Source organism: Acidovorax sp. GW823-FHT02H02 (genome assembly GCF_058797075.1).
In genome coordinates this window covers 81,101-99,251 of sequence record NZ_JBXAJH010000001.1, presented here as the reverse complement: position 1 = coordinate 99,251, position 18,151 = coordinate 81,101, and the positions used below count along the sequence as shown (strand labels likewise).

The 18,151-nt window shown below is 67.6% G+C and carries 15 protein-coding genes; 7 read left to right on the top strand and 8 right to left on the bottom strand.

Features of this window, described 5'->3' with window-relative positions; all coding sequences use genetic code 11:
* The first annotated feature begins 5 nt into the window (after positions 1–5).
* Together AC1RDS_RS00440 and AC1RDS_RS00435 are read left to right on the top strand one after the other, a co-directional pair.
* Positions 6–239, top strand: coding sequence for a hypothetical protein (locus AC1RDS_RS00440; RefSeq protein WP_244273643.1), 234 nt, complete (start codon positions 6–8; stop codon positions 237–239).
* 37 nt (positions 240–276) lie between these two features.
* Entirely contained in the window at positions 277–1,140 is an 864-nt protein-coding gene (locus AC1RDS_RS00435; protein WP_092697713.1) for an alpha/beta fold hydrolase, read from the top strand.
* Positions 1,141–1,239: 99 nt separating this feature from the next.
* Here AC1RDS_RS00435 and AC1RDS_RS00430 read toward each other — a convergent pair whose 3' ends face one another.
* From AC1RDS_RS00430 to AC1RDS_RS00420, 3 genes are all read right to left on the bottom strand, one after another.
* Positions 1,240–3,705 (bottom strand): Lon protease family protein, encoded by a 2,466-nt coding sequence (locus AC1RDS_RS00430; protein WP_092697714.1) that lies wholly within the window; start codon positions 3,703–3,705, stop codon positions 1,240–1,242.
* 86 nt (positions 3,706–3,791) lie between these two features.
* Entirely contained in the window at positions 3,792–4,901 is a 1,110-nt protein-coding gene (hemH, locus tag AC1RDS_RS00425) for a ferrochelatase (protein WP_092697715.1), read from the bottom strand.
* An 82-nt stretch (positions 4,902–4,983) separates the two neighbouring features.
* Positions 4,984–5,355 (bottom strand): TraR/DksA family transcriptional regulator, encoded by a 372-nt coding sequence (locus AC1RDS_RS00420; protein ID WP_092697716.1) that lies wholly within the window; start codon positions 5,353–5,355, stop codon positions 4,984–4,986.
* Positions 5,356–5,511: 156 nt separating this feature from the next.
* On the opposite strand from AC1RDS_RS00420, the gene AC1RDS_RS00415 reads away from it, so the two are divergent.
* Genes AC1RDS_RS00415 through AC1RDS_RS00405 form a run of 3 tightly spaced genes read left to right on the top strand, consistent with a single transcriptional unit; the run spans position 5,512 to position 7,341 of the window.
* A complete protein-coding gene (locus AC1RDS_RS00415; protein WP_092697717.1) occupies positions 5,512–6,267 on the top strand; it encodes an HAD family hydrolase in 756 nt (251 codons plus the stop codon).
* 22 nt (positions 6,268–6,289) lie between these two features.
* Complete coding sequence (locus tag AC1RDS_RS00410; protein WP_092697718.1) at positions 6,290–7,132, top strand: DUF2189 domain-containing protein; 843 nt, start codon at positions 6,290–6,292, stop codon at positions 7,130–7,132.
* Positions 7,129–7,341 carry a DUF2788 domain-containing protein gene (locus AC1RDS_RS00405; RefSeq protein WP_092697719.1) on the top strand — a complete coding sequence of 71 codons (213 nt, stop codon included), beginning with the start codon at positions 7,129–7,131 and terminating at the stop codon, positions 7,339–7,341. The genes AC1RDS_RS00410 and AC1RDS_RS00405 overlap by 4 nt, the downstream gene beginning before the upstream one ends.
* 204 nt (positions 7,342–7,545) lie before the next feature.
* On the opposite strand, the gene AC1RDS_RS00400 is transcribed toward AC1RDS_RS00405, so the two are convergent.
* From AC1RDS_RS00400 to hpnC, 5 genes are all read right to left on the bottom strand, one after another.
* Positions 7,546–8,553 carry a Bug family tripartite tricarboxylate transporter substrate binding protein gene (locus AC1RDS_RS00400; protein ID WP_092697720.1) on the bottom strand — a complete coding sequence of 336 codons (1,008 nt, stop codon included), beginning with the start codon at positions 8,551–8,553 and terminating at the stop codon, positions 7,546–7,548.
* Between the two features lie 140 nt (positions 8,554–8,693).
* A complete protein-coding gene (hpnE, locus tag AC1RDS_RS00395) occupies positions 8,694–10,019 on the bottom strand; it encodes a hydroxysqualene dehydroxylase HpnE (protein ID WP_092697721.1) in 1,326 nt (441 codons plus the stop codon).
* Positions 10,019–10,861 (bottom strand): presqualene diphosphate synthase HpnD, encoded by an 843-nt coding sequence (hpnD, locus tag AC1RDS_RS00390; RefSeq protein ID WP_092697722.1) that lies wholly within the window; start codon positions 10,859–10,861, stop codon positions 10,019–10,021. Before hpnD ends, hpnE begins: the two co-directional genes overlap by 1 nt.
* A gap of 128 nt (positions 10,862–10,989) precedes the next feature.
* Positions 10,990–12,414 (bottom strand): L-serine ammonia-lyase, encoded by a 1,425-nt coding sequence (locus AC1RDS_RS00385; RefSeq protein WP_092697723.1) that lies wholly within the window; start codon positions 12,412–12,414, stop codon positions 10,990–10,992.
* 217 nt (positions 12,415–12,631) lie between these two features.
* The gene (gene hpnC / locus AC1RDS_RS00380) at positions 12,632–13,534 is read right to left on the bottom strand and encodes a squalene synthase HpnC (protein WP_092697724.1); all 903 of its coding nucleotides are present in this window, start codon (positions 13,532–13,534) and stop codon (positions 12,632–12,634) included.
* A gap of 177 nt (positions 13,535–13,711) precedes the next feature.
* On the opposite strand from hpnC, the gene AC1RDS_RS00375 reads away from it, so the two are divergent.
* Complete coding sequence (locus AC1RDS_RS00375; RefSeq protein ID WP_092697725.1) at positions 13,712–14,908, top strand: efflux RND transporter periplasmic adaptor subunit; 1,197 nt, start codon at positions 13,712–13,714, stop codon at positions 14,906–14,908.
* Positions 14,909–14,916: 8 nt separating this feature from the next.
* Positions 14,917–18,090: an efflux RND transporter permease subunit gene (locus AC1RDS_RS00370; protein ID WP_092697726.1), complete on the top strand. Its 3,174-nt coding sequence runs from the start codon at positions 14,917–14,919 to the stop codon at positions 18,088–18,090.
* The last annotated feature ends 61 nt before the right edge of the window (positions 18,091–18,151 follow it).

Genomic DNA, 18,151 nt, shown 5'->3' with positions numbered 1-18,151 from the left:
GCATCGTGACCCTGATCGCCATCCACAAACCGGCTGCAGCCTTCATCCAGCGCTACCGCGAACAAGGCGGCGGCGCGCAGCTGTACAACAGCTCGGTGGTGGCTCCCACCGAGCTGGTTCAGCGTGCCGGCCAGCAGAATGCGCCGGGCCCGGGCATCCGCCATTCGCCCACCAACCGGGTGGGGTCGCGCTGTGTCGGGGCCACGGTGATCGGCATCCACGGCTGTCTGATGCTGTAGGCGCGGGGCCCCGCTGTTTTTCTCCAGGCTGACCACCATGCTGTTCTCTTCGCGCTACCTGCGTTGTGCCGGTTACGAAATCCACGCCACCGAATGGGGAGCCCCCGATGCACCCGCCGTGATCGCATGGCATGGCCTGGCGCGCACGGGGCGTGACATGGATGAACTGGCGCGGCACCTGGCGCCGCGCTACCGGGTGATCTGCCCCGACACCATCGGCCGGGGTCTGAGCCAGTGGGCGCGCGCGCCGCAGGACGAATACCGCCTGTCGTTCTATGCCCGCATCGCCGCAGACCTGTTCGACCAGCTGGGCATCCGCCAGGCGCACTGGATCGGCACCTCCATGGGCGGCGCCATTGGCACGGTGTGCGCGTCGGGCCTGTTCGAGCCGCAGCTCAAGGGCCGCATCACCCGCCTGCTGCTCAACGACAACGCACCGCGCCTGGCCGATGCGGCGCTGGAGCGCATCAAGGCCTACGCAGGCCAGCCGCCCGCGTTTGACACCGTGATGGAGCTGGAGTCATTTTTCCGGCAGGTGTACCAACCCTATGGCTGGCTCAGCGATGCGCAATGGCGGCGGCTGACCGAAAGCAGCACGCGCCGCCTGCCCGATGGCCGCGTGACGCCGCACTACGACCCGGCCATGGTGCAGCAGTTCACGCACCACGCCAACGACTACCTGATCTGGGAGCACTACGATGCGCTCGACATTCCGGTGTTGTGCCTGCGTGGTGCCGATTCGGACCTGGTGCTTCCCGAGACCACCGCCGAGATGCTCACGCGTGGCCCGGGGGCCAGGGGCCTGGTGCGCGTGGTGGAGGTGCCCGGCTGCGGGCATGCGCCGGCGCTGAACGTGCCGGCGCACTTCGCCCTGGTGGACGGGTTCTTGTCGGGCGCCTGAATTCACGAACCTCAGGGTCTGTGCTGCCGGCAGGCTCCGGCGGGTGGGCGGTTTTGACAGGCAGGCCCTGGCCCGCTCTTGTGCCAGCGCAGCGGTGGCTCAGTGGCCCTGCCCGGGCATGGCGCCGCGCATGACCCGACCCCGCCTGGTATGCCCTGCGCTCTGGCAGGCACGCCGGAAGGCGCGCAGGGTTTGCTCGGCCCGGCTGAGCACCGTGCCCTCGACATCGGCGGCCCGTTCTGGCAATACGCCCGGCACCATGCCCGAAGCCTCGCCTGTCAGCAGCGCAATCCCTTCGCTCACATGGCCCACGGTATGGACATGGAACAGGCCGCGCTCCACCGCCTCCACAATGGCGCGGCTCAGCATCAGGTGGCGCAGGTTGCGGGCGGGGATCAGCACGCCCTGGGTGCCATCGAGCCCGGCCGCTGCGCAGGCGTGGAACCAGCCCTCGATCTTTTCGTTGATGCCGCCCACGGGCAGCACTTCGCCGTGCTGGTTGAGGGCGCCGGTCACGGCAATGCCCTGGCGCAGCGGCAGGCCCGACAGGCTGGACAGCAGCGCATACAGCTCGGCGCACGAGGCCGAGTCGCCCTCTACGCCGCTGTATTCCTGCTCGAAAACGATGGACGCGTTGAGCGCCAGCGGCGCCACATGGCTGAACAGGGCGGTCAGGTAGCTGTGCAGGATCAGCACGCCCTTGTCGTGGATGGGGCCCGACATATCGACTTCGCGTTCGATGTTGAGCAGGCCCTCGTGCCCGGCAAAAGTGCGTGCCGTGATGCGCACGGGGAATCCAAAGCGGTAGTCGCCCAGATCGACCTGCGTCATGGCGTTGACCTGGCCCACCACGGTGCCGTGCAGCGTGATCAGGCGCTCGCCCTCGGCGATGGACTCGTGCAGCTGCTCTTCGGGGTAGTTGTGGCGCAGGGCGTGGGCCTGCAGCGCGGCGTCCACATCGGGCGCCTGCACCAGCGTGCCGCCGCGCGAGCGGCACAGCGCGGCACTCTCGATCACCAGCGCTTCGGTGTTGGCAAACAGCGCGCTCTGGCGGCTCTGGTCGTCGGCCTCGCGGTGGGTCTGTTCCAGCAGGCGCGCCACGGCATCGGGGGCAAAGTGGGGCAGGCCGCGCTTTTGGCAGCTGTGGGCCACAAAGATGGCCGTGGCGTGGCGCGTGGCGGGGCTGGCGGCAAAGCGCTCGGCAAAGTCCACCTTCACGCGAAACCGGCGCGCAGTGTCGGGGTCGGCCTCCTGCAGGGCGTAGTACTCCTCGACCGAGCCGATCAGCACGATCTTCACATCCACGTCCACCGCTTCGGGCTGCAGCGCAATCGGCGCCGTGGGGCCGTGCGCTGCGGCGCTGCCCTCGTCGATCTGCAGGCGGCTGCAGCGCAGAAACCGGCGCAGCCGCGGCCACAGGCCTTCGTCTTCCACCAGGTCGCGCAGGTGCAGCACGATGAAGCCGCCATGGGCCTTGAGCAAGCTGCCAGCGCGAATGCTCGAAAAATCGGCGTGCGGCGGGTCGGTGTCGGTCTGCAGGTCGATGGCGCCAAACAGGCTGCGCATCTGGGGGTTGTCCTCCACGATCACGGGTGCGCCGTCGCGGCCGTCGTTATCGACCGCCAGGTTCACCTGGCAGCGGGCCAGCAGCTCGGCCAGATGTGCCTTGCGCTCGTCCTCGGCATCGTCGTCGGCATCGCCGGCTTCGAACAGTGCCAGCCGCGCCAGCACTTCGCGTGTCACCTGGTCGAGCCACTGGCCCAGCTTGGCGGTGTCCTTGATCTGTTTTTTGAGGCCCTGGCGGATGTCCTGCACCGCATGTTCGAGCAACGGCTCGATGGCCTGGCGGCGCAAGGTGGCCAGGGCCTCGTCGCGGGCGCGTTCCAGCGGGCGCATGGTGTCCAGGAAGCGGGCAATCTCGGCGCGCAAGGCCTGTTCGGCGGCATCGATTTCGGCGCGGCGCTCGCGTGGCAGGGCCAGGGCCTCGTTTTCGGTCAGCGGGTGGCCCTTGTCGCCCGTGAGGGTGAAGACCAGCTGGCCCCCTTCGCGCGACAGCCGGAAGTGGCGGGCCTCGGCGAAAGCGTCAAGCGTGGCAAAGGCGCTGGCTTCTTGCTTTTGCCAGACTTTGTGGATGGTTTCGGCCTCGGCCTTGCAATCGGGGCTGGCCAGGCGCTTGGGGATGTCGGTCTGCAGCATCCTGGCCATCTCCAGCAGGGCCACGCGCAACTGGCGCCCCTGGCCAGCGGGCAGGCGCAGGGCGCGGGGGCGCTCGGGCGCGTCGAAATTGTGCAGGTAGCACAGGTCGGGTGGCACGGCACGCCGGGCTGCCGCGGCCTGCGTGGCCTGGCGCAGCAGCGAAGTGCGCCCGCTGCCCGCCTCACCCAGCACGAACAGGTGATAGTCGGGCTGCTGCAGGCCCAAGCCAAACTGGGTGGCGGCCTGGGCGCGCTCCTGCCCGATCCAGGGCAGGGGCAGGTCCTGCAGCTCGGCGGTGCTGGCAAAGCCCAGCGATTCGGGTGCGATGGTCAGCCGCAGCTGATGGGGTTCAAGGGCAATGGCGGGCATGGGAGATGGCGGTGGCGCCGTGGATATTGGACTCCAATAGTCTCTGGCGCTTGATGGATAGGTGCTGGTAGCTATGAAAATAATAGTCAGTGCGCCACAGGGCAAACCCCCGCAGGTGCACCGCCTGCCAGCGCCTTGGCGCGCGCATCGGCCAGCGCAGCGGCATCGGGCACGCTGGTGGGCCAGCCGGCCAGGTGCTGCTGGGCCACCTGGCTCAGCGCGGTGATCCAGTGGGTGCTGTCGTTCAGGCAGGGGATGTAGTGAAACTCCTGGCCGCCGTGGTGCAAAAAGGCCTCGCGCACTTCCATGTTGATTTCTTCCAGTGTTTCCAGGCAGTCGCTGGTGAAGCCGGGGCACACCACATCCACGCGCCGGGTGCCCGCCTTGCCCAGCGCCTCGACGGTGGGCTGGGTGTAGGGCGTGAGCCACTTGGCCTTGCCAAAGCGCGACTGGAAGGTGATCTGGTAGTGGTCCTTGCGCAGGCCCAGGCGTTCGGCCAGCAGGCGGCCGGTCTTGAGGCTTTCGCAGTGGTAGGGGTCGCCCAGGTGCAGCGTGCGCTCGGGCACGCCATGAAAGCTCATCACCAGCTGGTCGGGCTGGCCGTGGTGTTTCCAGTGGGTTTCGATGGTGCGGGCCAGGGCGTCGATGTAGCCGGGGTGGTCGTGGTAGCGGTTCACAAAGCGCAGCTCGGGCACGCTGCGCGTGCGGGCGGCCCAGCTGTACACGGCGTCGAACACGCTGGCGGTGGTGGTACCCGAGTATTGCGGGTACAGCGGCAGGATCAGGATGCGGGTGGCGCCCTCGGCCTTGAGGGCATCGAGCTGGCTGGCGATGGAGGGGCTGCCGTAGCGCATGGCATGGCGCACCAGCACGCTGTGCCCGGCCTGGCCCAGCCAGCCGCGCAACAGCGTGGCCTGCTTGGCGGTCCATACCGCCAGGGGCGAGCCCTCGGGGGTCCAGATGCTGGCATATTTGGCGGCAGACTTGGCCGGGCGCGTGCGCAGGATGATGCCGTGCAGGATGGGCCACCAGGCCAGCTTGGGGATTTCGACCACGCGCTGGTCACCCAGGAAATCGGCCAGATAGCGCCGCACGGCAGGGGCCGTAGGCTCGTCGGGGGTTCCCAGGTTGCACAGCAGCACGGCGGTGCGTTCGGCCTGGCCGTGGTGAAAGGGTGGTTCGGTTTGAAAAGGCATGCGGCATTTTCACGCAAGGCAGGGCCGGTGCGCCGGCATGGGCTTTGGCCGCAGGCCCGGTTGCGGCCCCGGCGCTGCAGGTTCAGGCGTGCGTCTTGGCGTGGCCCTTGCCCTGTTCCCAGCGCGACTTGCAGGCCACGCAGTGTTGCGTCTGAGGCTCGATCTTGAGGCGCTCGAACGGGATGGCGCAGCCGCATTCGGCGCACAGTCCATAGCTGCCGTCTTCCATGGCCTCCAGGGCGTGGTCGATGCGCTTGACGTCAGCGGCGTCGATGTTGGTGAGCGCCTGGTCCACCTCTCGCACCACATTGCCTTGCTCGATGCCATCCTGGTCGGCGGCGGGCGGCGCGAGGTTCTCGCGGTTTTGCTGCATCTGGGACTCAAGGCTGCGGCGCGCCGCCAGCAGCAGGGCCTTGAGTTCTTCGCGTTGGGCGGCGGTCAGTGTTGTGTTCATGGTTTTCTCCGTTGGGGTTGATCTGTGCGTTCAGGTGCTGGCAGCGGCGCCTGCTTCTATTATGGGCAGAGCGCCAGGGCAAAAAATCTCTTGCACCCTCGCCGGTCCACTCTCGGTGGCTGCGTGGGGTATTCTCTGGCCGGAATTTCCAGGGCAATGCCCGTAACCCCCGCTTTCCCTGCATCGACTGTGCCCGCTTGCTCCCTTGACATCTCCCGCATCCGTGCCGTTACCCTCGACCTGGACGACACCCTGTGGCCCATCTGGCCCACCATCACCCGGGCCGAAGCGGTCTTGCTGCAATGGCTGACCGTGCATGCCCCCGCCACCGCGGCGTTGTATTCCGACACCGCGGCGCTGCGGGCCATCCGCAACCAGATGGGGAGCCTGCGCCCCGACCTGCGGCACGACCTGGGTGCCTTGCGCCGCGAATCCATCCGCCTGGCCCTCACCCAGGCCGGGGATGAAGCGGCACTGGCCGAGCCCGCGTTCGAGGTGTTCTTTGCCGAGCGCCAGCGGGTGGAGCTGTTTGACGATGCACACACCACGCTGGCGTTTCTTGCCGGACGCTACCCGGTGGTGGCCGTGTCCAATGGCAACGCGGATGTGCACCGCGTGGGCATCGGGCATTACTTCCAAGCCAGCATCAGCGCACACGAATTTGGTGTGCCCAAGCCCGACCCGCGCATCTTTCACGCCGCCGCCAGCACCCTGGGAGTCGAACCCCACGAGGTGCTGCATGTGGGGGACGATGCCACGCTCGATGCGCTGGCGGCCATCACCGCCGGCATGCAGGCCGTATGGCTGAACCCGGTGCGCAAGGACTGGCCCCACGACACACCGCCCCATGCCACCGTGGCCAGCCTCACCGAGCTGTGCCGTCTGCTGGACGACCCGGCGACACCCCGTTAAACCGCTTTTGCCGGAAGAACCGATGCGCTTTACCCCGCCCCCCTTGCCCGTCGTCCGTACCATCGGGCTGATGCAACCGCTGGCCTGGCTGGCCCTGGGCTGGCGCGACATGGCGCGTGCCGGCTGGATCAGCTTTGCCCACGGCCTGGCCATCACGCTGCTGGGCGCCGCCATCATGGCCGTGGCCTACAACCGTTTCTGGCTGCTGGCGGGCGCGCTGTCGGGCTTTCTGGTGGTGGCGCCGGTGCTGGCCACCAGCCTGTATGCCCTGAGCCGTGCGCTGGAGCAGCGCGAGAGCGCCAACACCGCCGTGGTGCTGAAAACCTGGCTCAACTGGCAGAACAGCCATGTCAACAAGTGGGGCAATGATTATTGGTGCATGGTGCAGTTCGGCGTGCTGCTGGCGCTGGCCGCCACCGGCTGGGTGGTGACCTCGGCGGCCCTGATCACCCTGCTGGCGCCCGTGCCCATCGAGACGCCGCGAGACTTTCTGCTGCATGTGGTGCTGGCCCGCGAGGGCTGGCTGTTCGAGCTGTGGCTGGCGCTGGGCAGCCTGATGGCCGCGCCCATCTTTTTGTCCAGCGTGGTGGCCATGCCCTTGCTGCTGGACCGGCGCGCCAGCCTTCGCCAGGCCATCCTGACGAGCTGGCAGGCGGTGCTGGCCAACCCGGTGCCGATGGCGCTGTGGGCTGCGCTGATTCTGGGTTTCACGCTGCTGGGGCTGGGTTCGTTGCTGCTGGGGATGGTTGCCGTCATGCCCATGCTGGGCCATGCCAGCTGGCATGCCTACCGCGACCTGGTGGATGCCTCCAGCCTGCCGCCGCGCGATTCGTACAAGGGTCCTGCCCAGGGGGGGCGCTCGTGATTTTTGGATTTACCGAAGCGCAGATTTCGAGCTTCTTCCTCACCTACGGGGTAGGGGCTTTCATCCTGTACATGATTTTCATCATCGGGCAACTGGCCTGGGCTTCCAAGGCCGGCCGGTTTGGCACCTTTGTGCTGTTCCTGGGGCTGGGCGTGGGCTTCCTGGGGTTCCTGGCCAAGGTGGTCATCCAGTGGTGGCTGGAGAAATAACGCGACCCCCCGGCCGGCCAGTGGCCCGGGGCGATCATTAACGCGACTCCCGCAGCAGGCCCAGGCCCGGGCCCCCGCTGCGGGACCTGGTGCGCCCATCATACGGTTTTGAATTCAATCGGATAACTGGGCGGGAAGCCGCAGACAGTGCTGTAGCACGGCAAGGCGAACTAACGACGTTATACGTTTGAAGGCAAAGCCGTATCAGTCGGGCTTGACCTTGGCGCGCAGCAGCACCTTCTTCCAGCGCGCCTGCTCGGCTGCGATGAACTGGGCAAACTGCGCGGGCGTGCCGCCAATGGCTTCGGCCGCATCGGCATTGAGGCGCCTGAGCGATTCCGGTGCCTTGACGGCCTTCATGGTTTCGGCGGCGAGCTTGTCGATGTGCTCCTGCGGGAGGCTGGCGGGGGCCAGCATGCCGTACCACTGCGTCATCTCGAAACCGGGAAAGCCTTGTTCGGCCACGGTGGGCACATCGGGCAGCTGCGGCAGGCGCTGGGCCGAACCGGTGGCGATGCAGCGCACCTTGCCCGACTTGACGAACGGCAGCATGGCGGCGGCGCCCACGGCAGCAGCGTCCAGCCGGCCCGACAGCAGGTCGGTCATCATGGGGCCGGTGCCGCGGTAGGGCACATGCAGCATGAACATGTCGGCCGTCATCTTGAGGTATTCAAACGCCAGGTGCCCCGCGCTGCCGTTGCCCGCCGAGCCGTAGCTGAGCTTGGCCGGGTTCTTCTTGGCATAGGCGATGAATTCCTTGAGGTTCTTCGCCGGCACATCGGGGTGCACCACGTACAGGCTGGGCACCTTGGCCAGCAGGCTCACGGGCTTGAAGTCCTTGTTGGCGTCGTAGGGCAGCTTGTCGAAGATGAAGGGGTTCACCGCCAGCGTGCCGATGTGGCCCAGGATCAGCGTGTGCTGGTCTTCGGCGCGCGCCACTTCCTGCATGGCGATGTTGCCCGCTGCGCCCGGCTTGTTGTCCACGAACACGCTCTGGCCCAGCGTCTTGGAGAGCTCGGCGGCGGTGGAGCGGGCCACGATTTCCGAGCTGCCGCCTGGTGCAAAGGGCACCACGAAGCGCACTGATTTGCTCGGCCAGGGGGTCTGGCTCCACGAAGTCGCGGGCAGCAGACCACCCAGGGCCATCGCGCTGCTGGCGGTCAGCAGCTGGCGGCGGGTGGGGCACAAGGCGGAAGAGGGGTGGGGCGGCATGGTGCAGTCTCCTTGGCAGGAATTACAGTCAAAAATGGGCTGCGGCCATGGTGCACCGCCACGCTGTCGAACGGCTGTCAAACTGCGGTCGGTGGGCTAGGGAGTTTCCCGGGGGCGGTCGCAGAGGCCTTTGCGTTTCCTCAGGCCAGGGCTGCCGCTGCCGTGCCACTCAGCACCGCGCCTTCCAGCGTGGCCGGGTAGGGGCCTTCGATGTAGTCGCCGCAGGCGCACAGGCCGTCCGCCAGTGCCGGCGCGGGCCGCTGCAGGCCGGGCGTGCAGGCAAAGGTGGCGCGTTTTTCAATCACCGTCTGGACGATGCCCAGGCCCTGCAGCCCCAGCTGTTCGCGCGTCTGCTGCAGCACCGCGCGCTCCAGGGTGGCGCGGTCGCCCGCGCTGGCACTGACCACAAAGGCCAGCAAACCCGCCGGGCCGCCCAGCTGGCCCCGGTCGAACACGAACTGCGCGGGCCGGCCCGCGCCAGGGCGCAGCGCCAGCATGGGCCGGCTGAGCAAGTGGCCATGCGATGGCGCCGGCGCCTGGGCGTAGACGGTGGAGATGGCCGTGAAGCGCAGCGCCTGTGCGCTGTCGGCCCAGGCGTGCAGGGCGGCTGCCTCGGGGCCTGGCAACGTGCTTTGTGCCGTCAGCGCCAGGCGGGCCGCCTCGGTGCTGGTGATGGCCAGCACCACGGCTTCAAACGGCAGGCCGTCCACCCGCCAGCCTGCGGCGCCGTGGGGGCCACCCGCAGGGCTGCGTGCCAGGCGCTGCACCCGGTGGCCGGTGTGCAGCGCGCCACCCTGGGCCTGCAGCCAACGCCCGGCCGCTTCAGGAAACAGGGCGCCCAGGTCGGTGCGCGGCAGCAGCAGGTTGGAGCCGCCCCGGCCGCTGAACAGGCTGTCCTGCAGCACGCGCAAAAACACCTGGCCGCTGGCTTCGTGCGACAGGGTGTTGAGGGCCGACACGCACAGCGGATCGATGAACTCGGCCATCAGGCGCGGCGTGAGCCCGGCGCACAGCTGGGCTACCGAAACCTCGGGCGCGCAGCAAAAGCCGCGCCGCTGCCAGTCCGAGGCCGTGCGCAGCAGCGCCAGCTTGTCGCGCCAGCCCCAGCCCCGGGCAGTGGCGATGCCCGCCAGGGCATCCAGCGGCGGCGGCAGATCGGGCAACTGCAGTCCCTGGCCATCGGGGAACTGCAGCGTGAGCGGCAGGCGCAGCAGCGCAGCGTCGGGGTCCACCCCCACCAGCCGCATCAGGCGCAGGCTGGTCGCATAGGCGCCGATCAGGATATGCTGGCCGTTGTCCAGCGTGGCCGCGGTGCCATCGGGCAAGCTGGCGGGCACGGCGCGCGCACGGCCGCCCACGGTGCGCGCCGCTTCAAAAACGGTGACCTGCCGGCCCGCCTGCGTGTGCGCAATGGCGGCGGCCATGCCGGCCCAGCCGGCACCGATCACGGCAACCCGTGCCGCCATCAGGACATGCGCCCGAGCGCCTGCACCTTCCACGCCAGCCAGAACTTGCGCAGCGGCGTCAGACGGATGCGCTGGTGCAGCACCTGAAAGTTCTCGTGTTCGATCTCGCGCAGCAGCGTGCGGTAGATGCTGGCCATCATCAGGCCGGGCTTCTGGGCGCGGCGGTCGGCGTCGGGCAGCAGGGCAAAGGCCTCTTCGTACAGGCGGTGCGCGCGCTCGGCCTGAAAGCGCATCAGGGCGGTGAAGCGGTCGGAATACTGGCGCTTCAAGATCTCGTGCGCCTTCACGTCAAACTGCTGCAGTTCGCTTACCGGCAGGTAGATACGGCCCAGCATGGCGTCCTCGCCCACGTCGCGGATGATGTTGGTGAGCTGAAACGCCAGGCCCAGCCGGTGGGCGTATTCGGTGGTGCGCGGGTCGGTCTGGCCAAAGATGCGCGCCGCCACCTCGCCCACCACGCCCGCCACCAGGTGGCAATAGCCCGAAAGGCCGGCAAAGTCGAGGTAGCGCGTCTGCTCCAGGTCCATCTGGCAGCCGTCGATCACCGCCTGCAGGTGGCGCTGCTCGATGCCGTAGTCCAACGTGTGCGGCATCAGCGCCTGCATCACCGGGTGGGTGGGCTGGCCGGCAAAAGCCTTGGCCACCTCGGCCTGCCACCAGGCCAGCTTGGTGCGGGCCACGCCGGGGTCGGTCACTTCATCGACCACATCGTCCACCTCGCGGCAAAACGCATAAAACGCCGTGATGGCCGCGCGGCGCGGCGCGGGCAGGAAGAGAAAGGCGTAATAAAAGCTGCTGCCCGAGGCCACGGCCTTTTGCTGAACGTACTGCTGCGGTGTCATGGGGCCGGATTGTCCCATGCCGAACAGCGTCTGCCGGGGTGGTGAGGTTTGAAGTATTTTTGGCCGCTGGCGATTGCTGAATAAGCGCTGGCAGCTATTGATTTGAGAGTGACTGGTTTGGTAGCGCTTCAGCACTCCACCACGTTCACCGCCAGCCCGCCGCGCGAGGTTTCCTTGTATTTGACCTTCATGTCGGCGCCGGTCTGCATCATGGTTTTGATGACCTTGTCGAGCGAAACCACATGCTGGCCGTCCCCGCGCAGGGCCATGCGGGCGGCGTTGATGGCCTTGATGGCGCCCATGGCGTTGCGTTCGATGCAGGGGATCTGCACCAGGCCGCCCACGGGGTCGCAGGTCATGCCCAGGTTGTGCTCCATGCCGATCTCGGCGGCGTTCTCGATCTGCTCAGGGCTACCGCCCATCACGGCTGCCAGCGCGCCGGCGGCCATGGAGCAGGCCACGCCCACCTCGCCCTGGCAGCCGACTTCGGCGCCCGAGAGCGAGGCGTTCTCTTTGTAGATGATGCCGATGGCGCCGGCGGTGAGCAAAAAGTTGGCGATGCCGTCTTCGTTGGCCTTGCCGGCGCCCAGCAGAAAGTTGACGTAGTAGTGCAGCACGGCGGGGATGACGCCGGCCGCGCCGTTGGTGGGGGCGGTGACCACGCGGCCGCCGGCGGCGTTTTCCTCGTTGACGGCCATGGCGTACAGGTTGACCCAGTCGAGCATGGCGAGCGGGTCGCGCAGGGCGGCCTCGGGGTGGCTGCTCAGGCTTTTGTGCAGTTCGGCGGCGCGGCGGCGCACATGCAGGGGGCCGGGCAGGTTGCCGGTGCTGCCGCAGCCGCGCTGCACGGCGCTGGCCATGGTCTGCCAGATGGCCAGGAGCTGGCGGCGCACTGCGGCGGCACTGCGCCAGTGCTCTTCGTTGGCGGCCATGAGCTGGGCGGGGGTGAGGCCGGTGGCCTGGCACTGGGCCAGAAGCTCGGCACCGGTGCGGAACGGGTAGGGCAGGCCACGGCCGTGGCCGGCTGTGTCGGCATCGGCGCCGGCGGCAAGGTTGAGCACGCGCTCGCCGGTGGCATCGATCACGAAGCCGCCACCCACCGAGTAGTACTCGCGCACCGCGATCTCTTCGCCCTGCGCGTTGAAGGCGTGAAAGCACATGCCGTTGGGGTGCAGCGGCAGGCTTTTGCGGCGAAACAGCAGGTGCTCTTTTTCGATGAAGGGCACGGTGTGCGTGCCCAGCAGCGCCAGCGTGCCGCTGCTGCGGATCTGCGCAATGGCGGGCGCGATCAGCTCGGGGTCGATGCGGTCGGGTTCGTGCCCGGCCAGGCCCAGCAGCACGGCGCGGTCGGTGCCATGGCCCACGCCGGTGGCCGAGAGCGAGCCGAACAGTTCCACCGCGACGCCGTGCACCGCCGCCAGGCCCACGCTGGCCTGCAGGTGGCAGGCGAATTGCCGCGCGGCAATCATGGGCCCCACGGTGTGCGAGCTCGATGGGCCGATGCCGATCTTGAAGAGGTCGAAAACGCTGACGGAGAGGGGAGAGGTGGTCATGGTGGCGAGGCTAATCGGACGGCAGGGCTGCAGCATGCGCGCAATCCCTGCCCACGATGCGCCGCCCGCGCTGCAACCATGGCGACTGGCAGGTTGATTGCTGCATATTTAATAGCTACTAGCGCTTGTTGGATAAGCCATTGCGGCTGTTTTTGCTTCAATCCTTTTGACCGAGGCCCACCCCGTGTCAGATCGCCTTGCCGCCCATGAATCTTTCTTACATTGCCAGCGCGCGGCCCAGCATCAGGCCCCAGTCCCAGGCGTGGAGCCTGGGGCGCGTGTGCAGGCTGCCGCCTTGCAGGGCATCGACCTTGTCGAGGATGCGCAGGCCGCCTTGCACCACCAGGCGCAGCTCCCAGCCCGCGCGGCCGGGCAGGCGGTGGACCAGGGGGGCGCCGCTTTGCATGCTGGTGCGGGCCCAGCGGGCGCAGTCGGCAATCAGGCGCGCGTTGTCGGGGGTGCTGCGCAGCGCCAGCAGGTCGGCAGGGCCGGCGCCGTGGCGGGCGCAGTCGGCGTGGGGCAGGTAGTGGCGGCCGCGGGGAATGTCCACGCTCAGGTCTTGCCAGAAGTTGATGAGCTGCAGGGCGGTGCAGATGGCGTCGCTTTCTTGGAGGGCCTGTGCGCCGGTCACGCCATACAGGTGCAGCAGCAGGCGGCCGACGGGGTTGGCGGAGCGGCGGCAATAGTCGAGCAGCTCGGCGCGGTCGGCGTAGCCCTGGGCGTCGCGGGTTTTTTCCACGTCCTGGATGAAGGCGCTGAGCAGGTCGTCGAGCAGCGGCACCGGCAGCTGGTGCTGGCGCAACACGGCCTGCAGCGGGCCAAACACGGCGGCCCAGGGCGCCGCAGGGGGCTGGCCTGCGGCCACGCGGGCCAGTTCGGCCCGGTAGGCGGCCAGGTCGGCCAGGCGCTGGGCGGGCGTGGCGTCGCCTTCGTCGGCCATGTCGTCCGCCGTGCGGGCAAAGGCGTAGATGGCGGCAATGGGCTGGCGCAGGTGGGGCGGGCACAGCAGCGAGGCCACCGGGAAGTTCTCGTAGTGCGTGACGGGCGCGGCCACCACCGGCGCGGTCGGCTGTGGTGCTGCGGCAGCATCAGGGTCAGGAGAGTGCGGGCGTTGATTCACAGGCGGGATTGTCGCTTGACATTGCCAGGGCGTCCCTCTAGATTACTAACCGGTCAGTCAGTAAAATTTCGCGGTTTGGTTGCCTTGTCCCGCTGAAAACATGGGAGCACATGGGGCGGCGCTTTGATCGTCGTCACATGGGTGCGGGGCACCTGCCGTTCTTACCCCGGATGTCCCATGCGCACACCCTTCACCCGGCGGCCTTCGCTGCGGTATCTGTTTCTTGTTGTCTCTGCCGCCTCGCTGGCGGCCTGTTCCCGGCCGGCACCGCCCGAGGAGCCCGTGCGCGCGGTCAAGCTGCTCACGGTGGGCGTGGGGGCGCTGCAGTCCAGCCTGGAATATGCGGGCGAAGTGCGCGCGCGCGTGGAATCGCGCCTGGGCTTTCGGGTGGCGGGCAAGATCGTGCAGCGCCAGGCCGAACTGGGCCAGCGGGTGAAAGCCGGGCAGGTGCTGGCGCAACTCGATCCGCGCGATTACCAGTTGGCGGCAGATGCCGCGCGTGCACAACTGGCAGCGGCGACCACGCAGCGTGATCTGGCGGCGGCCGACTTCAGGCGCTACCAGGCCTTGAAGGAACAGAACTTCATCAGCGGCGCCGAGCTGGAGCGCCGCGAGGCCACCCTCAAGGCCGCGCAGGCCACGCTGGACCAGGCGCGCGCGCAGCTGTCTTCGCAAGGCAATCAGACCGGGTACACCACGCTGGTGGCCGATGTGTCGGGCGTGGTCACGGGCATCGAGGCCGAGCCGGGCCAGGTGGTGGCAGCGGGCACGCCCGTGGTGCGCATTGCACAGGACGGCCCGCGCGATGTGGTGTTTGCCGTGCCCGAAGACAAGGTGGCGCACATCGCGCGCGGCCAGGACGTGGCGGTGCGTGGCTGGTCGGGCGGCGCGCCGCTGACGGGCCGCGTGCGCGAGGTGGCGGCCAGCGCCGATGCGGCCACGCGCACCTACCAGGTCAAGGTGGCGCTGGAAGGCGGCGATGTGCCGGCCCTGGGCGCCACGGTGTATGTCACGCCCAAGGCCTTGAGCCACGCGGGCGTTGCGGCCATCAAGCTGCCCACCAGCGCGCTGCGCCAGGAGGGGCAGGCCACGGCGGTGTGGGTGTATGACCCCGCCACCAGCACGGTGCGGTCGCAGGTGGTGCAGATTGCCACGGCCGATGGCAATGACGCCGTGGTGGCGTCGGGCCTTGCGCCGGGCATGCAGGTGGTGGCCACGGGGGTGCATGTGCTCTCGTCGGGGCAGAAGGTCATGGTTTATCGGCCGAAAGTGGTTGTTGCGCCTGTGCCTAAAGCGCAAACAGCTACGCAATCAATAGCGATTCCTCCGGTGCCTGCTGCCTCTGCGGCGGCTGCGGCCTCTTCCGCAAAGTAAGGCAGGCCATGACCCAACGACAACCCAAAGAGGGGTTCAACCTCTCCAAATGGGCGCTCGACCACCCGGCGCTCACCCGCTACCTCATGGTGGTGCTGATGCTGCTGGGCTTTGCAGCCTATTTCCAGCTGGGGCAGGATGAAGACCCGCCCTTTACCTTCCGGGCCATGGTGGTGCGCACCTACTGGCCGGGCGCCACGGCGCAGCAGGTGGCCGAGCAGGTGACCGACAAGATCGAGCGCACGCTGCAGGAGGTGCCCTATGCCGACAAGATCCGCAGCTATTCCAAGCCCGGTGAGTCGCAGATCATCTTTCAGATCAAGGACTCGTCCAAGGCCAGCGAGGTGGCCAACGTCTGGTACACCGTGCGCAAGAAGGTGGGCGACATGCGCTACACCCTGCCGGGGGGCATCCAGGGGCCTTTCTTCAACGATGATTTTGGCGATGTGTATGGCGTGATCTATGCGCTCGAATCCGAAGGCTTCAGCTATGCCGAACTGAAAACCTTTGCCGACGATGCGCGCCAGCAGCTGCTGCGCGTGCCCGATGTGGCCAAGGTCGAGCTGTTTGGCGTGCAGGACGAAAAGCTGTTCATCGAGATCTCGCAAAAGCGCCTGGCCCAACTGGGCCTGGACATGAGCCAGGTGCTGGCCCAGCTGGGGCAGCAAAACGCGGTGGAGAGTGCCGGCGCCTTCCAGACCCCCCAGGACCAGGTGCAGGTGCGGGTGGGCGGGCAGTTCAATGCCATTGAAGACCTGCGCGCCATGCCGATCCGGGGGCCGTCGGGTGCGCAGCTGCGCCTGTCGGACATTGCCGAAGTTCACCGCGGCTATGTGGACCCGGCCACCGTGAAGGTGCGCCACCAGGGGCAGGAGGTGATCGCGCTGGGCGTTTCCATGGCCAAGGGCGGGGACATCATTGCGCTGGGCAAGGCACTGCACGCAGCCACCGACCGCATTGGTGCCAGGCTGCCAGCGGGGGTGAAGCTGGTCAACGTGCAGGACCAGCCCAAGGCGGTGGCCAGCTCCGTGAATGAGTTCGTCAAGGTGCTGATCGAGGCCGTGGTCATCGTGCTGGTGGTGAGCTTCGTCAGTCTGGGGCTGCACAAGCGCCCCGGCAACCAGCCGCTGTGGAAACGCTGGTACATCGACCCGCGCCCCGGCCTGGTGGTGGGCATCACCATCCCCATGGTGCTGGCTGTGACTTTCCTGGCCATGTGGTACTGGAATATCGGCTTGCACAAGATTTCGCTGGGTTCGCTCATCATTGCGCTCGGTCTGCTGGTGGACGACGCCATCATTGCGGTCGAGATGATGGTGCTCAAGCTCGAAGAGGGCTACGACAAGGTGCGCGCCGCCACATTTGCCTATGAGCTCACCGCCATGCCCATGCTCACGGGTACGCTGATCACGGCGGCCGGGTTTTTGCCCATCGGCATCGCCAAATCCATGACCGGCGAATACACGTTTGCCATCTTTGCCGTCACGGTGATTGCGCTGGTGCTCAGCTGGATCGTGTCGGTGTACTTTGTGCCCTACCTGGGCACGCTGCTGCTCAAGGTGCCGCCCCATGTGCTCGCGGCGCAGGCCAGCCAGGGCATTGCCGACGATCCGCACGAGGTGTTCGACAGCCCGTTCTACACCGCCTTCCGTCGGCTGGTGCATTGGTGCGTGGAGCACCGCTGGCTGACCATCGGTGCCACGGTGCTGACCTTTGCGCTGGGCATTGCGGGCATGGGCAAGGTGCAGCAGCAGTTCTTCCCGGATTCGAGCCGCCCCGAGATCCTGGTGGACATCTGGTTCCCCGAAGGCACCTCTTTCGCGGGCAACGAAGAAGTCACCAAGCGCGTGGAGCAGCGCCTGCTCTCCGAGCCGGGCGTCAGCACCGTGAGCGCCTGGGTGGGGTCGGGCGTGCCGCGGTTCTACCTGCCGCTGGACCAGGTGTTCCCGCAGACCAACGTGTCGCAGTTCATCGTGCTGTCGCAGGATCTGAAGGTGCGCGAATCCCTGCGGGTGGCGCTGCCTGAATTGCTGGCGAAAGAATTTCCGGAGGTGCGTGGCCGCGTCAAGCTGCTGCCCAACGGGCCACCGGTGCCATACCCCGTGCAGTTCCGCGTGGTGGGGCCCGATCCGCTGGTCCTGCGCGAGCGGGCGGACGAGGTGAAGGCGCAGCTGCGCCAGAACCCCAACATGCGTGGCGTGAACGACAACTGGAACGAGTCCGTGAAGGTGCTGCGCCTGGAAGTGGACCAGGCCAAGGCGCGTGCACTGGGCGTGACCAGCCAGTCCATCGCCCAGGCGTCCAAGACCATCCTGTCGGGCATGCAGGTGGGCCAGTTCCGCGAGGGCGACAAGCTCATCGACATCGTGCTGCGCCAGCCGCTCGAAGAGCGCAACGCCATCACCGACATCGCCAACGCCTATCTGCCCACGGCCTCGGGCAAGTCGATTCCGCTCACGCAGATCGCCAAGCCCGTGTTCACCTGGGAACCTGGCGTGATGTGGCGCGAGAACCGCGACTACGCCATCACCGTGCAGGGCGATGTGACCGAAGGCCTGCAAGGTGCCACCGTGACGGCGGCGCTGCTGCCGTCCCTCAAGGAGATGGAGGCGAAGTGGCGCACCGCAGGGCAAGCGGGCTATCGCATCGAGGTGGCGGGCGCCGTGGAGGAGAGCTCCAAAGGCTCGGCGTCGATTGCGGCGGGCATTCCTATCATGCTGTTCATCACCTTCACCCTGCTCATGCTGCAGCTGCACAGCTTCAGCCGCGCGATGCTGGTGTTCCTGACCGGGCCGCTGGGGCTGGCGGGCGTGGCGGCAGCGCTGCTGCTGCTCAATCGTCCGTTCGGCTTCGTGGCGCTGCTGGGTGTGATCGCGCTCATGGGCATGATCCAGCGCAACTCGGTGATCCTGATCGACCAGATCGAACAGGACCGCGCCCGGGGCGTGCCCGCCTGGGACGCCATCGTGGAGTCGGCGGTGCGGCGCTTGCGCCCCATCGTGCTCACGGCCGCTGCCGCCGTGCTGGCCATGATTCCGCTGTCGCGCAGCGTGTTCTGGGGGCCGATGGCCGTGGCCATCATGGGCGGGCTCGTCGTTGCCACGGTGCTGACATTGCTGGCCCTGCCAGCCATGTATGCCGCCTGGTTCCGGGTGCGGCGCCCGGTTCCCGAGCTGGCATGAGCGCCGGGATTCAAAGCGCCTGCCGCATCAGGGTAAAATAGAAGGTTGACCGATTTCACAC